The 13,397-nt window shown below is 48.1% G+C and carries 11 protein-coding genes; 7 read left to right on the plus strand and 4 right to left on the minus strand.

The window, feature by feature from the left end; all coding sequences use genetic code 11:
* Positions 1 to 92: 92 nt before the first annotated feature.
* Positions 93 to 1,880 (minus strand): GAF domain-containing protein, encoded by a 1,788-nt coding sequence (locus S7335_RS16100; RefSeq protein WP_006453516.1) that lies wholly within the window; start codon positions 1,878 to 1,880, stop codon positions 93 to 95.
* Between the two features lie 382 nt (positions 1,881 to 2,262).
* On the opposite strand from S7335_RS16100, the gene S7335_RS16105 reads away from it, so the two are divergent.
* Positions 2,263 to 3,075, plus strand: a complete 813-nt coding sequence (locus tag S7335_RS16105) for a sulfotransferase (protein ID WP_006455968.1) — start codon at positions 2,263 to 2,265, stop codon at positions 3,073 to 3,075.
* A gap of 100 nt (positions 3,076 to 3,175) precedes the next feature.
* Here S7335_RS16105 and nudC read toward each other — a convergent pair whose 3' ends face one another.
* Positions 3,176 to 4,063 carry an NAD(+) diphosphatase gene (gene nudC / locus S7335_RS16110; protein ID WP_006457552.1) on the minus strand — a complete coding sequence of 296 codons (888 nt, stop codon included), beginning with the start codon at positions 4,061 to 4,063 and terminating at the stop codon, positions 3,176 to 3,178.
* A 239-nt stretch (positions 4,064 to 4,302) separates the two neighbouring features.
* On the opposite strand from nudC, the gene S7335_RS16115 reads away from it, so the two are divergent.
* From S7335_RS16115 to S7335_RS16130, 4 genes are all read left to right on the plus strand, one after another.
* Complete coding sequence (locus S7335_RS16115) at positions 4,303 to 6,084, plus strand: vanadium-dependent haloperoxidase (protein ID WP_006454446.1); 1,782 nt, start codon at positions 4,303 to 4,305, stop codon at positions 6,082 to 6,084.
* Positions 6,085 to 6,449: 365 nt separating this feature from the next.
* Entirely contained in the window at positions 6,450 to 6,917 is a 468-nt protein-coding gene (gene infC, locus S7335_RS16120) for a translation initiation factor IF-3 (protein WP_227500069.1), read from the plus strand.
* Positions 6,918 to 7,065: 148 nt separating this feature from the next.
* Positions 7,066 to 8,538, plus strand: a complete 1,473-nt coding sequence (locus tag S7335_RS16125; protein ID WP_006456072.1) for a 1-acyl-sn-glycerol-3-phosphate acyltransferase — start codon at positions 7,066 to 7,068, stop codon at positions 8,536 to 8,538.
* A gap of 95 nt (positions 8,539 to 8,633) precedes the next feature.
* Positions 8,634 to 9,353, plus strand: coding sequence for a hypothetical protein (locus tag S7335_RS16130; RefSeq protein ID WP_038016381.1), 720 nt, complete (start codon positions 8,634 to 8,636; stop codon positions 9,351 to 9,353).
* A gap of 1 nt (position 9,354) precedes the next feature.
* Here S7335_RS16130 and S7335_RS16135 read toward each other — a convergent pair whose 3' ends face one another.
* Together S7335_RS16135 and S7335_RS16140 are read right to left on the minus strand one after the other, a co-directional pair.
* The gene (locus S7335_RS16135) at positions 9,355 to 9,819 is read right to left on the minus strand and encodes a TIGR02588 family protein (protein WP_006455198.1); all 465 of its coding nucleotides are present in this window, start codon (positions 9,817 to 9,819) and stop codon (positions 9,355 to 9,357) included.
* Between the two features lie 51 nt (positions 9,820 to 9,870).
* Entirely contained in the window at positions 9,871 to 10,746 is an 876-nt protein-coding gene (locus S7335_RS16140; RefSeq protein ID WP_006457516.1) for a TIGR02587 family membrane protein, read from the minus strand.
* A 343-nt stretch (positions 10,747 to 11,089) separates the two neighbouring features.
* Here S7335_RS16140 and S7335_RS16145 point away from each other — a divergent pair, with 343 nt between their 5' ends.
* Both S7335_RS16145 and S7335_RS16150 read left to right on the plus strand, forming a co-directional pair.
* The gene (locus tag S7335_RS16145; protein ID WP_006457080.1) at positions 11,090 to 11,827 is read left to right on the plus strand and encodes a DUF2993 domain-containing protein; all 738 of its coding nucleotides are present in this window, start codon (positions 11,090 to 11,092) and stop codon (positions 11,825 to 11,827) included.
* A 525-nt stretch (positions 11,828 to 12,352) separates the two neighbouring features.
* Positions 12,353 to 13,318 carry a YegS/Rv2252/BmrU family lipid kinase gene (locus tag S7335_RS16150; protein WP_006456535.1) on the plus strand — a complete coding sequence of 322 codons (966 nt, stop codon included), beginning with the start codon at positions 12,353 to 12,355 and terminating at the stop codon, positions 13,316 to 13,318.
* Positions 13,319 to 13,397: the final 79 nt, after the last annotated feature.

Consider the following 13,397-nt stretch of genomic DNA (forward strand, 5'->3'; position numbering starts at 1 on the left):
ATCCAATGAGTCGGGTACAGTAAGTCGGGAACTCTATCAATGACTATTTGCTTAGCCGGTGTAGGATTAGTCAAGGGAAAATCATGCTTGCCTCACATGTTCGCGTGATAGATAGCGCTGCCTAGGCAAGTCGCTGCCGTCTTGAATACGGACAGCTCAGCTAAGCTTAGCTGCTTAGTTTTATGACAGTAATCAATAGCAACAATTCCCCAAAGTGCACCCTCTACAAAAACAGGCACCGAATAGGTAGATTTTATCTCTAGCTGCTTTTGAGCCGGCCACATGGGTTCAGAAAAGTCGGTTGCCCCACTGCTCACCGATTGACCGGCTAAAAATTTTAAAAACCGTTCCTCTAGCCCCTCAGCAGAGATTGTACTAGGCCCAAGCCTGTCGATCTGCGATCGAATGTCTGGAGCGTCCCATTCGTACAGCGATTGCATTGCCCCTAATGGGTGGGAATCATTGGTGGAGAGATAGCGCATTATCAAAAGGCGATCGCACTCTAGATTTTCTCCGATAATTGCTAGGGCTGAGTCAACACTGGTCGCTATATCTGTCACTGAAAGTAGCTCGTTGGCGACGGCTGTAATTTCTAGCCAGCGATCACAGGCGCTTAAGCTTGCATTAGCAGCTTCTAGCTCAGCGGTTCTAGCGACCCGCTCACGCACAATGAGCATTTCTCGTTCGACCGCTTCGCGGGCTCTTCGAGTGCGATCACGCTCAATAGAATTTCCTATCGCCGTCGCAGCCGTCTCAAGAATAGCAACTTCGGCATCGGCCCACACCCGCTCTTCATTGCAGTCATCAAAGCCAAGCAGGCCCCACCATACGCCAGCAACGTTGATGGGGATACCCAGAAGCGATTTGGCCTGCCCTACAGGGCGATCTTCAGAGGCGATACCGTCTAGCTCGCGAGCAAAGAACTGAATAGCCTGTCCTGCTTTTAGAGAGGCTGATAGGCGATCAGGAAAAGCGCTTACAGAGACAGGGAACTTAGCCCCAGAGGTTATCTTTCTAGGAACAGAGGGCAATTTCCATTCAGCGTGGAGGTTAAAGAGGAGTTCGCCGGTATCGCTGTGATGAGAGTTGCGAAGGATGTAGACGCGGCACTGATGAATACTTTCACCGATGATTTGCAAAGTTGCAGGAAAGGCAAGCGCAAGATCGTCATTGGCAATCAGGCACTGGGTAACGGTATTGACGCATCGAAGTAGGCGATCATGAGCGTGCAGCTCTTGGTTGTAGGTCGCTAATGTGGTAGTACGGCCTGTAGCTACGGCTTCGCGAGCGCTATGTGCCCTCTCTCTGACAATCGCACTGCCGATAAAGGCTACCGCAATCTGTAGCATTGCGATTTCGGCTTCATCCCATATTTTCTCGCTCATACAGTTATCAAATTCAAAGCTGCCCCAATATGTCTCGCCGACGAAGATTGGGATTCTAAGCACCAAAAGGGTATTCTCTCCTTCCTGGTTGGATTGCTCTGACTTTGACTTTCTCCTGATTAACTTTTGCACAGAACAACCAGCCTGTAGTTCAGCAAGCCATTCCTTAGATCCTGCTATATCATCGTAGAACTCACAAAATTGAGCAGATGTCTCTTGGATTTCTTTCAGTTTTACAACTGGCCACTCATAAGGACAAGTCGAAGATTCGTTCTGGCTTTGGCTCCTAGATCTAGCATGATGCTCGTAGACAGCTATGTGATCGATATTCGCAGCGTGGGCGATCGCCCCTAGCGCACCGTCAACAGCCTGATCAAAGTTTTCTACTGCCAGCAGCCTTCGCGCCGCCTCAGCAACACCATTCAGCAGCTTGTTCTGAAAAGAAAGAGCCTGCTGTTCAGTAGGTTGTTGGTTGTGCTGGATCTTTGTAACCATAAGAAAATAACTTTTTATACTGCGGACTACTAAGATGCTGAGCTGAGTATAAGTTCTAAAAGTATACGAAACGACTAAGAACAAATTATGAGAGCTTGAATAGAAAAGACTGAAATATCTATTCTTGGGGGTACCATGCATCTGAACTATTGCCATAGCGAGCAGCCGAGGCAGCAGTGGCATTCCGCCTGCTATACAACCCCGCTATACAACTAGGTAGCGTGAACTCCCGAGACGTTGCTGATAGCTTTATAATCAGCTATATTTAGACACTCAGACAAAAGGGACAAAAGCTTTCTACCTTCGCAGAATCATAAGCTAAAACTTTTTCTGTAACCAGTAGCAAATAGTCTACTAAATAGTCGTATTTTGAGGCTTATCTATGAAGGCTCTCTTGAAAGAACTCTTTACAAGGTCTAAACCTAGATGGCCTAAGCCACGATACGACGAGACAATACAACCGCATTTCCTATTCATCATTACTCCACCAAATTCTGGTTCAACAACGATAGCGAAGTTATTGAACTCGAGTCCTAGAACGATGATTCTGAAAGAGAATGGAGAAGGGCAATGGCTAGTGCCTGGGTTGTGCGAGCAAGATCGCTGGAATCCAGATAAAGCAGTGAATTATGAATCCGTAAAAGCAGTGTGGCTCAGCACATTTCAACAGAAAAAGAGAATAGAACCGTATATTGACGTTGTTATAGAGAAAAGTCCTCCCAATCTAATTAGGCTTAAGGAGCTGTCTTCACAGTTTGTTGATTGTTCCTTTGTAGCTAACAATAGAAATCCGTATGCAAACTGCGCGAGCATCCTATATCGCCGTCATGATCCTGAAAATATTAGCTCAACACAACGCAAGTTAGTGCTTGAACAATTAGCACAAGATTGGTTGACAAGAAGTTACAAACTAAGAGAGCTAATCATAGAAAACAATATTCCGCTGTTGACCTATGAGAATTTTTGCCACAATCCTTCTTCAATGTTAGAAGTACTGAAACTTCCTGATGGTATAGCTGACACGATCAACTTCAAAGCAAACATAAAGGTAAAGGACTATGAAGACCAACCTATCTCTAATCAAAACGAACGGCAGATATCAAAACTAACGGACGAGGATTTAGCGTGTGTTAGTCACAAATTAAAGTCTGACACTGAGCTGATAGGTTTCTTTGGCTATGAAGTGATGAATTAGCATACAACAAAGTGTCATAAAAGTGTCATATTAGCGCCATTTCAGCTACGTTTGACTGCTGCTATCAAGCTATGTTTCTGATAGAGATAAGTTAGTGAGACTATGGAACCGAAGGCTGGGCGATAAACCAATCAATCAGCTTTCTTGCGATGCTTAGCTTGCCAGGAACAGGTGGCAGATCCTCTTTTGAAAACCATGCGGCTGATTCGATCTCTGTCGGTTCGAGCATGAGCTTTCCGCTTGCATATTCTGCAACAAAGCCTATCATCAGTGAATTAGGAAAAGGCCAGGGTTGAGAGCCAAAATAGCGAATGTTTTTGATCTCTATGCCCACTTCTTCTCTGACCTCACGCGCCACCGTTTCTTCTAAAGATTCACCAGGTTCTACAAAGCCAGCGAGCACACTATACATGCCGGCTCGAAAACGTGGCGCTCTAGCTAGCAGCACTTCTTCGCCTTTATAGATCAGCATGATCACTGCCGGAGAAAGTCTTGGATATTGTCTCAAGCCACAGCTAGGACAGCGCTTTGCTCTCTCTGTTGGTAGCTGTGTCATCCGCGTTGCACAGTGACCACAGTATTGGTGAGTACGATCCCAATCAACAATCTGAACGGCAAGGGCCGCGATCGCAAACCCGACTTCATCCATCTTTTGATAGAGCGATCGCAAATGATACCAGTCTAATCCCTCTGGCACAGCCGCTTCTCTACTCACCTCAGCGGCTACACACGGCACTCTATCTAGGTATCCCAGAAATTGAGTTCGCAACGGCACTATTCCAATGGCTTGTCCAATTACTTCGGCATCAGCCAACAAAGGGAGGGTGAAATCCGCGTTATTAATCAATAAGTGTGAGCCACTGCAGAGAAACCACCAGCTAAGTGTGGGCTGAGTAGTAAGTTTCTGATTGTCTCCTGGAGCATCGCCTTGAGGACTTGTCGCTAACCAGAAGTGATTGGGAATAGCGAATGGATTAGGAGGATACAAAAGATTGCCTGAATGATAGACCGAGTAGCAACACTCAAAATTAGATCGGTAGTCGAAAACAATACCTAAAACAAAACCTACGGAACAACACCCACGGGATGACTTGCTAATGTCACTACCTATGACTACTACAGAAGTCACCCTGACGGGTACCACCCTTTACAAGTGAAATTGCTTAGATTGAACCCATTACAAAACCAGCTAGCTGTACCAATCGTAAACGTAAAGGATACAACCTTATGAAATCTCGTAAGCAGCAAGCTTTAGATGTCCGTGTTGCCGCTGCTAAGCTAGCCTATGATCGGCCTCACCCTCCACAACAGCCCAACGGCGAAGAGTCCAGCTACCTTTTCGATGGCACCGACCCCGCGCGAGGTAGTCAGCCGTCTTACTTAGCGAACTACACAAAGGGACTGCCGCACAGTGAGGTAGATGGCTTAATTTGTGATCCAGACGACTACCAGCTTTTTGTTAAGGGCATTAATTCAGGTGATCCAAACGACTTTATAGCAACGCCGCTAGGTCCAAAGAGAGCGACACCAGACACCCCTATTCAATGGAAATCTAGCTATACGCAGCGTCATGGCGTTGAAGTCAGAGCGTGGGAAAGTGCAGGCGCAGGACTCACTTTCGATTTAGAAGGCCCAGATGCTCAAGCTGTGGCAATGCCACCAGCACCGATAATTGGTAGCGACGAGTTAGCTGCCGAAGTCGCTGAAGTTTATGAGATGGCGCTGCTGCGAGATATTCCGTTCAGCGAATTTGATTCTAATCTAGAAGTAGCCGCGTCTATCAGAAGGCTAAACAAACTTGAGTGGTTCAAGGGTGCAAACCTACCAGGTCTTAGCACGGCAGCAGCTAAGCGGCGGCGAAGCAAGATCAATTCTCAAAACGCCTTTCGAGGAACGACCTTTGGAGATACCACGGGGCCCTACCTTTCACAGTTTCTCACTCGCGGCACCCCAGAAATAGGGTTTAGATACGACAATGTTCTAGATGGCCGAGTTGCCTACGGTGCGATCGCCTTTAGAAACAGAGTTCGTTTTGCCACCCCCAACCAGGACTATATGACTAGCTGGGAATGGTGGCTCGATGTGCAAAACGGCGCAGACCTACGGGGAACAGAAGCTTACTCTTCAGGCAGTAATCGCGATCGCAATCGCTATCGCTATATCGCGACTCCTCGAGACTTAGCAACTTATGTTCACTACGATGCCCTCTATCAGGCTTATCTTAATGCCTGCTTAGCGATGCTCGCTTGGGGTATTCCTTTCGATCCAGGTATTCCTTTTCAAGCGCCTGATAGCCTTGATCACCAGCAGGGATTTGCTCAGTTCGGGGGTCCTCACGTGCTCTCTTTAGTGACCGAAGTAGCTACGCGTGCGCTCAAAGCCGTTCGCTATCAGAAGTTTAATATCCACCGTCGATTGCGCCCTGAAGCGATCGCCGGACGCATTCATCAGTGGCGCAATACTCAACCTACTAACCTTGCGCCTGTCGCCGAACTGAGCACCCAAATCAATCAAACCTTGCAGGCGGTAAAAGCACATAACAAAGCGCAAAATGACCAGTACAAGTCATCGATAGGCGGCGAAGAATTTGACCGCGACGAGGTTTATCTCTTGCCGATGGCCTTTGCGGAAGGATCGCCCATGCATCCTTCGTACGGTGCAGGTCATGCCGCTGTCGCTGGTGCCTGTGTCACTATCCTCAAAGCCTTCTTCGATCACAGCTACGTGCTGCCAGGGCCCTATGTCACACCGAGTACCAATGGTCAAAAGTTACAAAGGGTTCCTAGCGAGGAACTTAGCCTAACAATAGAAGGCGAACTCAACAAACTAGCTTCTAATATCTCAATTGGCCGTAACTGGGCAGGGGTTCACTACTTCACTGACTACTATGAATCCGTGCGGATGGGTGAGCAGATTGCAATAGGGATATTAGAAGAGCAAAAGCTGACCTATAGAGAGAATTTCAGCATGACAGTTCCTCTATTTGACGGCGGGACTGTACAGATCTAGAGACCCTTTGTAAAGACAAGTTGCTAGGGTGTGATGTTACCCTAGCAACTTCGCGTAAAATATTTTATATATTGGGAATCAAGCGTTACTAGTCACTGCGCAAGATTTTTAGTTTTGCTGTTAGTTTTGCACAGTGACTCCGTAGGGCCAACCCTTGTAAAGGGTACTTTAAATTACTTATTTACCTGTATAGGCTTCTATATATAGGTAAATTGTAATTCTGTAGAGAGTGGGTTCTACAAGTTCTTTCTAGAGGGGATACGTTTCTAGAAAGTTGCTCATCTCTTCACAAGAGTGGGTTTAATCTTGATACCCTTTGTTGCGTTCTAAATTAAGAGGAAAATACAATCGCTAAAAAACCACTCATCAATCAACAGATCCGTTCCGCGCAGGTTCTTCTGATTGACAATGAAGGTACCAATCGCGGCCTGACCGACACACCAGAGGCGCTGGCCTTAGCTAAAGCGGCCAAGCTTGACCTTGTAGTGGTCTCACCTGACCAGGATACGCCAGTTGCCAAGATTCTAGACTATGGCAAGCATCAGTATCAAAGCCGTAAGCGTCAGAAACAAAGCGCTCGTACCTCTGTCAAAGAAGTTAGATTGCGTCCTAATGTTGGCGACTCTGACTATATGGTGCGAATCAATAAAGCGATCGCGTGGTTAGAGCGTGGTGATTCGGTCAAATTTCAGGTTCGTCTTAGAGGGCGCGAACATCAGCACCGTGATCGCGCTACCGATTTGCTCAACCGGGTTATAGAAGATCTATCAAAAGTCAGCAAAGTGCAGACCTTTGATCGGCGATCGCTAATGGTTCAAGTCGTTCCAAATTAGAATAGACCAGCCAACAACCTCACAGTAAAAAGCCTCACAGCAAAAAGACTGGTATCAAAAAGACCAGATAATAAAAAAGACCAGGGCAATCCTTATCGTATGCTCTGGTCTTTTTGTATAGTCCAATTGGAGTCCCGCCTTCTCTTTTATGCCCAAAACCCGCCGCGCTGCGCCGCCGCTCACCTTCATCCCCCCCGTCTATAGTCCATGGATAATGCGGCTGGTTCACTGGGCACTGCCTTTTTTGATGCGCTTTCGTATTCGTCCTTGGTTGCCGGCAGGCATCACTCGAATAGAGGTAAAGAATGTGGAGCGACTGGTTAAGCTCTATGCTGAACTAGAAGCGGGAGAGTCCCGTTTTTTGATGGCGGTGCGACATGTTGAAGTAGACGATCCACTCACAGGTCTCTATCTATGCTCTCGAGCTGTAAAGCGAGCGGCCAAAGCGCAAGGCATTCCACTACAACAGCCCATCCACACACACTTTTTGTATGAGCGGGGAATGACTCTTTGGGCTGGCAAAGGGCTAGGATGGATGCTTTCACGTATCGGCGGCGTGCCCATTCGCCGGGGCAGGCGACCAGACTGGGTAAGTCTAAAAGCTGCTAGAAAGCTAATGATACAAGGGACGATGCCGATGGTGGTCGCACCAGAAGGGGCGACGAATGGTCACAGTGAACGGTTAGGCCCGCTAGAGCCGGGGGTGGCTCAGCTAGGCTTCTGGTGCGCAGAAGATTTGGCCCGAGAGCAGCGACTTGAGCAAGTCTTTATCTTGCCGATAGGGATTCGGTATCGCTACGAGCAAGCCTACTGGCCTCAGCTACAACACCTGTTGAATAGACTGGAAAAAGAAAGCGGTCTATCTAGACAAGAAAACCTTGCACCGAGCGCCGACAAAGACTGCTACTTACGCATTCTTAGACTGGGTATCTATCTGCTGACAACGATGGAATCCTTCTACGATCGGTTCTATCCGCGTACTTTTAAGTCTCAAGCTGAGCCTCAAACTCCTCAAACTATAGATGTCGAGAAGCTCTCTTATCTAGAACTTGCAGACATAGACCCGGCAACTTATTCTGACAGGCTACGCTCCCTACTAGATGGGGCCCTAAAAGTAGCCGAACAGTTCTTTAATCTGTCTAATAAAGGCACTGTTGTCGATCGCTGTCGGCGCATAGAAGAAGCGAGTTGGCAGGTCATCTATCGCGAGGATCTACCAGCGCTCTCTACGCTTTCGCCTTTTGAAAGAGGTCTAGCAGACTGGGCAGCGCAGGAAGCAAGTCTAAGAGAGCTGCACATGCGCGTTGTAGAAAGCTTTGTGGCAGTAGATGGTGAATACTTGAAAGAAAAACCGTCTTTCGAGCGCTGCGCTGAGATGGCGATGCTGATGTTTGATCTAGTCACCAAGATTGGTGATCGTTCACCTGCTGATAGGTCAGGTGCGGGTCGGCCTCGGCTAGGAAAACGCCGGGTGACTATGGTGGTGCAGCCACCTATTTCGGTGAGCGATCGCTTAGCAGACTACCAGCAGAATAGACGGGCGGGACGCGCTGCTGTGGCAAGCCTTACCGAAGAAATTCGTCTGTCGCTAGAAGCCACCATCGAGCAGTCGGACGGTTGAGCGCCCATAGATCCGTATTCTACAGATCCGTATTCTACATGAGCTAGACGACATGGTAGGCTTGCCTACAGCCAAAAACTTAGGGGCACGTAGGCATGGCATTGAATTTAGGCCTGTTTCTTCTCGTAGTCGCCTTCACTTTTAGCTTAGGCTACCTTATCTTGAGTAGGGTTCTAGGACCGGGCTCGGCCCGCCGTAGCCTAATATATGCCGTGCCCGCTATTTTAATTGGACTGTTGCTGCCGCTGGCACTGGCTTTTGTCGGTCGCTATGGTCTAGTCATTTTATATGGATTGTACGCAGCGGGCGCGTTGCTCTGGATGCTGAGCTGGCCCCTGCGGAAAAAGCAGGCTGGCGATCTATTGCTGCGCATTGGTAGAACGCTACAGAGTAAGGTGCTGCTATGGTTAGGCTTGTTCCAAGTGGGACTGGCGATCGCAATTACGCTTTCACGGCTCGATCAGTTCACAGGTAGTTTAGTTACCACGGGCGGCGTGATTGCTGGCGCTGTCGAACTTGCCTTTTGGTGGAGTCTGGCTCTACTGTTTATCTTGCTAGGCTGCAGCAGACTCGAGATCAGAGAAAATGGCCTCTGCTATCTGTTTGCCTGGCAGCCTTGGGAACGGATTCAAGCCTTTGGTTGGGACGATGATAACCCCAATACGCTTATTCTAAAGGCCTATCCTCGCACCTTCTTATCTCGCCGGTATATGATACTTAGCATTCCAGCCGATCAGCAGCAGCGAGTTGATGGCCTGCTAGAAGACTATTTAATTGAAGCTGACTTGGACGCGGAAATGAATGAAGCAGTGTAGCTTAGGGTAGTCCAAAGCTGGCTACGCGCACCACTAACTCTCCTGTTTGCGGATCGTGATCGAACACGAATCCCCCCTGTTTCTGTTCATTTCCAGATAGAAAGTCAAACTGTTGTTCTCCGCTTTCGTCGCTGCCATCAGGAAGGGTTAGCTCTGCGATCACTTGAACCGTTCTCGCAATTCGGCCCCCTGTATTCTTGAGCGTGAACGGTACGTAGTATTGTTTTTCTATCAGTCTGCTAGTCTCACTCACTTCGACTTGAAAAGCGGGCGGTAGATTTTTGCTGAGCTGCCAGTCATAGAGGACTAGGGCAACAATAATTAACAGTACTAAGGATGAGATAGCTAGGGTCAGCCATTCGGCCAAAGAGCGGGTACCAGGTGTCTCTGCGACTGATCTCTCTGCGGCTGATCTCTCTGCGGCTGAGCCTTTCAATTTAGTGACATCAACGTCGGTCATCTTCATCCACAATCTAGCTGTAGCAACCCAGTCGTAGCAATCTAGCGAACTGAGGCATCAGGCCAAGATACGACCTGCTGCTCCACCAACGGAAGCCGGTAGACCCAGCACAATAACGTCACCAAGCCATTCTTGCCAGGGATCATTTCCAGTAAGCTGCTGGAAGAAGACTAACATAAGCGTCGAAGCAACTAGCACCACAATATAGGCCAATAGCGTTTCAGTAATCGGACTCAGTAGCAGTCCCCTTTGTGTCCGTTCAGTGCGATCAGTAAACCCGGAAGCAAACACAATGATATACGAGATTGCCAAAGAGAAGCTCATCACTAACAGTAGCCACCAAGGCGGCATCCCGGCGGCAATAATTGCAATCTCTTCAGTAGGTGCGATACTAAATGCGATTACGATAGCTCCAATTAAAGTGGCATCGATATCGATCAGCGTATCGCCTAAGGCACTGCCGATTGAGTTTTGCATCGTGCTGCGTATGTTAACCGTCAATGCCGAGTCGATGCTCAGCGTGCGTCGCTGTTTGGTTCGACGTCGCTCTAAAGTAGATCGCGCTAAGGTCACGCCCAAAGAGAACGGAACGCCTTCAAAGATCAGCTTGCCCAGCGCTTCTGAAAGAGGCGTTTCAAGGGTAATTCGACGTAGCAGGAGCAGGGCGATCGCCGCGCAGATGATGCCAATGCCTAGTGCCTCAATAGCTTCTAATACGGTCTCTAGTGGCCTAATTGACAGCGATCGCCGAAAGCCCTCTATCTGAGTTAACAACAGCACTACAACAAATGTCACTGCCTGCACTGCTAACAGCCGCAGGGGATTAGTAGAGGAGCCAATCGACCAAACTTCGACAGTGTAGAGCAGTGGAATACCAAACAAAAAGCTCCCTGCGGCTCCTCGCAAAATCGCTTGCAGCTCAACTACCCACATAGAATTTTGCCGCTCTAATCCAATCATTATGTATTGTACTTTTATAATGGTTTATCAAAACTAGTGGGGAATAGACGAAAGTTAATAGCTAACTGTGATGGAATGGTTTAGCTTGAGGGTAAGTTAGGCTTAAGCGACAAGTTAAATTGATACGATTGACGCTTTATTTCAATACGTTCATTTCGGGGCTTATTTTGCGGCTTACTTCGAGCTGGTGTCGAGTTGTTTCAAGAGCATTTCTTGGGCACAGACCCATCATCAGTGAGTCCTCAGTACCTAAGGCAAATCCCGACTCCATCGGTCAAGCGTTTACTTAGCAGCGCCTACTCAGCGAAGGGCACCCATGATCATCGTACTCCCGCGTAGAGAAGTACATATCTCGCCATCCCGGCTGACAGTCGGTATTTCAGGGGTGATTTGCGGACTATTTTTGGCTAGCTGCACGCCAACTAGTTTAGTTGAGCAGGGTATTGAACGTGAGCTGCCTAAATACGTTGGTCCGGCCGAGCACTACGACGTCGAGATCGCAGGACTCGATGTTAAACGGGCCAGCGCCGATAGTGTTGTTGCTGTGGGAGAAAGAGTTCGGCCAGAAGGCGCACCTGTAATTGATCGGCTCTCTTTGCATCTCTCGGGTGTCGTCTACGACAAACAGACGGAAAGACTCTCTGATGTAGAAAGCGTCAGTCTTACAGCCGTGGTCAAAACGCCAGACTTATCAGATTTTCTGGAGACTTATCGAAACGTTCGAGAAGCCGAAGTGACCCTACAAGCGCCAAATCGAGCGGCGCTTCGTATCCGACCTCAGATCGATCAGTTTGCCTTGCCTAATGGGATTACGGTTGATGTCGGCGGTGAGTTAGTCGGGAAAGATACGCAACTTCGCTTCGAAGTGGATAGCGTTAGCGCTGCGGGTATCGATCTTAGCGCGATCGCCGCTGACCGTCTCTCTGAAGCCATAAATCCGCTCGCTGACCTAAAAGATCTGCCAATAGAAGTAGAGATTGCTTCTGTGGTTGCGGCAGGTGAGAGTATTGGTATGGAAGTTATTGGTGATCCCAATAGCTTTTCTCCTGAGTAGTTTTGCGCTAGCAAGACTTTGGCTATCAGCCTTGTAACGGTTTTAGCCGGTGGGCATGTCTTAAGCGACTCCGCGTAAACAGTAGTCGCTACTCGCACTCTAGTAGCCATCCGCACTCTGTAAAGTGACAGATCTTCTATCTACCTATCGTGTCTAGATATCTGTATCTATGTATAGAAGATAACAATGAAAGAATCTTCTAATCTGGTTAGATTCTGCTAACGCTTTGTCAGAGCTAGCTGGTAGATGCCATCTCTTCATAGAGAAGGTTGCAGGTGCCACTGTGATATCGCACCGCTTCTATAGATGCTAGCGAGCCACTTTGCTCTATTAATCTCGTTGAGACTACCTCACTGAGGCTATCTCCATTGAGGCTTCTTACGGTCTTCTGATACGGTCTTCTGACCCAATGTCTGGATCGTAGAACTCATCGTAGAACTTGTAGAGCAAAACCGTACAGAGCAATCATGTACAGAGTGAGGTGGCCAAAGCTACAGATAGTTTGTTCAATTTGTTGCGGCTGCTATGTTCAAGAACATTTATCTGATTTTTAATCCTGTCTCTGGACAAGGAGATCCTGTTCAGGATCTTGCTACCATTCGTAGCGAGATAGAACCTAGCGCTCCGCTGACAGTTTTAGAAACTACAAAAGAAGACCCTGCCGAAGAGTTAGCTGCGTTGGCTGTCAATAGAGGCGCTGATTGCGTAATCGCTTCGGGGGGAGATGGTACAGTTTCGGCAGTTGCTGGCGCATTGATCAAAGGTAATGCGACGTTAGGTATTGTGCCTAGAGGAACGGCAAATGCGATCGCATCGGCTTTTAGTATCTCGACAGATCTGCTCGAAGCCTGTCGAACAATTCTTACGGGTAACCCTCATAACATCGATGTCGCCATCTGCAACGGCAAACCCTTACTGCTGCTTGCCGGAATCGGACTAGAAGCAGATGTCATCGCTCAAGCTAATCGTCAGCTTAAAAATAAGATTGGTAGCGCTGCCTACATCCTCTCGGCGTTTCGTCAGGTGCAAGAGCTAGAAACGTTCAAAGCAGTGATGGAAACGCCCAATAGAATTATTACCGTCAGAGCCTCTGGAATCACCGTTGCCAATGTTGCACCTGCGACTTCAGTGCTAGCTCAAGGATCCTCTAGCGTGGTGCCATACGATGGGTTGTTAGACGTTACTATCTTTGCACCTGAAGGGACTGGCGGGGCGATCGCAGCATCTTATAATCTCTTTCAAACTGCGCTTAATAAACGCTCGACCAAAAGAGAAGATGTTGGCTACTTCCGCTGTAGCTCAGTCAAGGTGACAACAGACCCTGAGCAAGAAGTAGTTCTAGACGGTGAGATGATTGGACCTACCCCGCTTGATATTCAGTGCATTCCAGACGGATTAATGCTGATGACGCCTTCAAATGGCAACTTCGATCCGTTAGAAAAATTAGAAGATCTCCCGGAGCTAGAGATCAAATACAAACGTCAGCAATGACTGTAGGCTTTGCCTTCTCGCAGAGTATGCACCCGGCCATTGCTATAGTGCATCTAGTGAATATTTCAGTTGAGGTGGA

Source organism: Synechococcus sp. PCC 7335 (genome assembly GCF_000155595.1).
Classification (GTDB): Bacteria; Cyanobacteriota; Cyanobacteriia; order Phormidesmidales; family Phormidesmidaceae; genus Phormidesmis.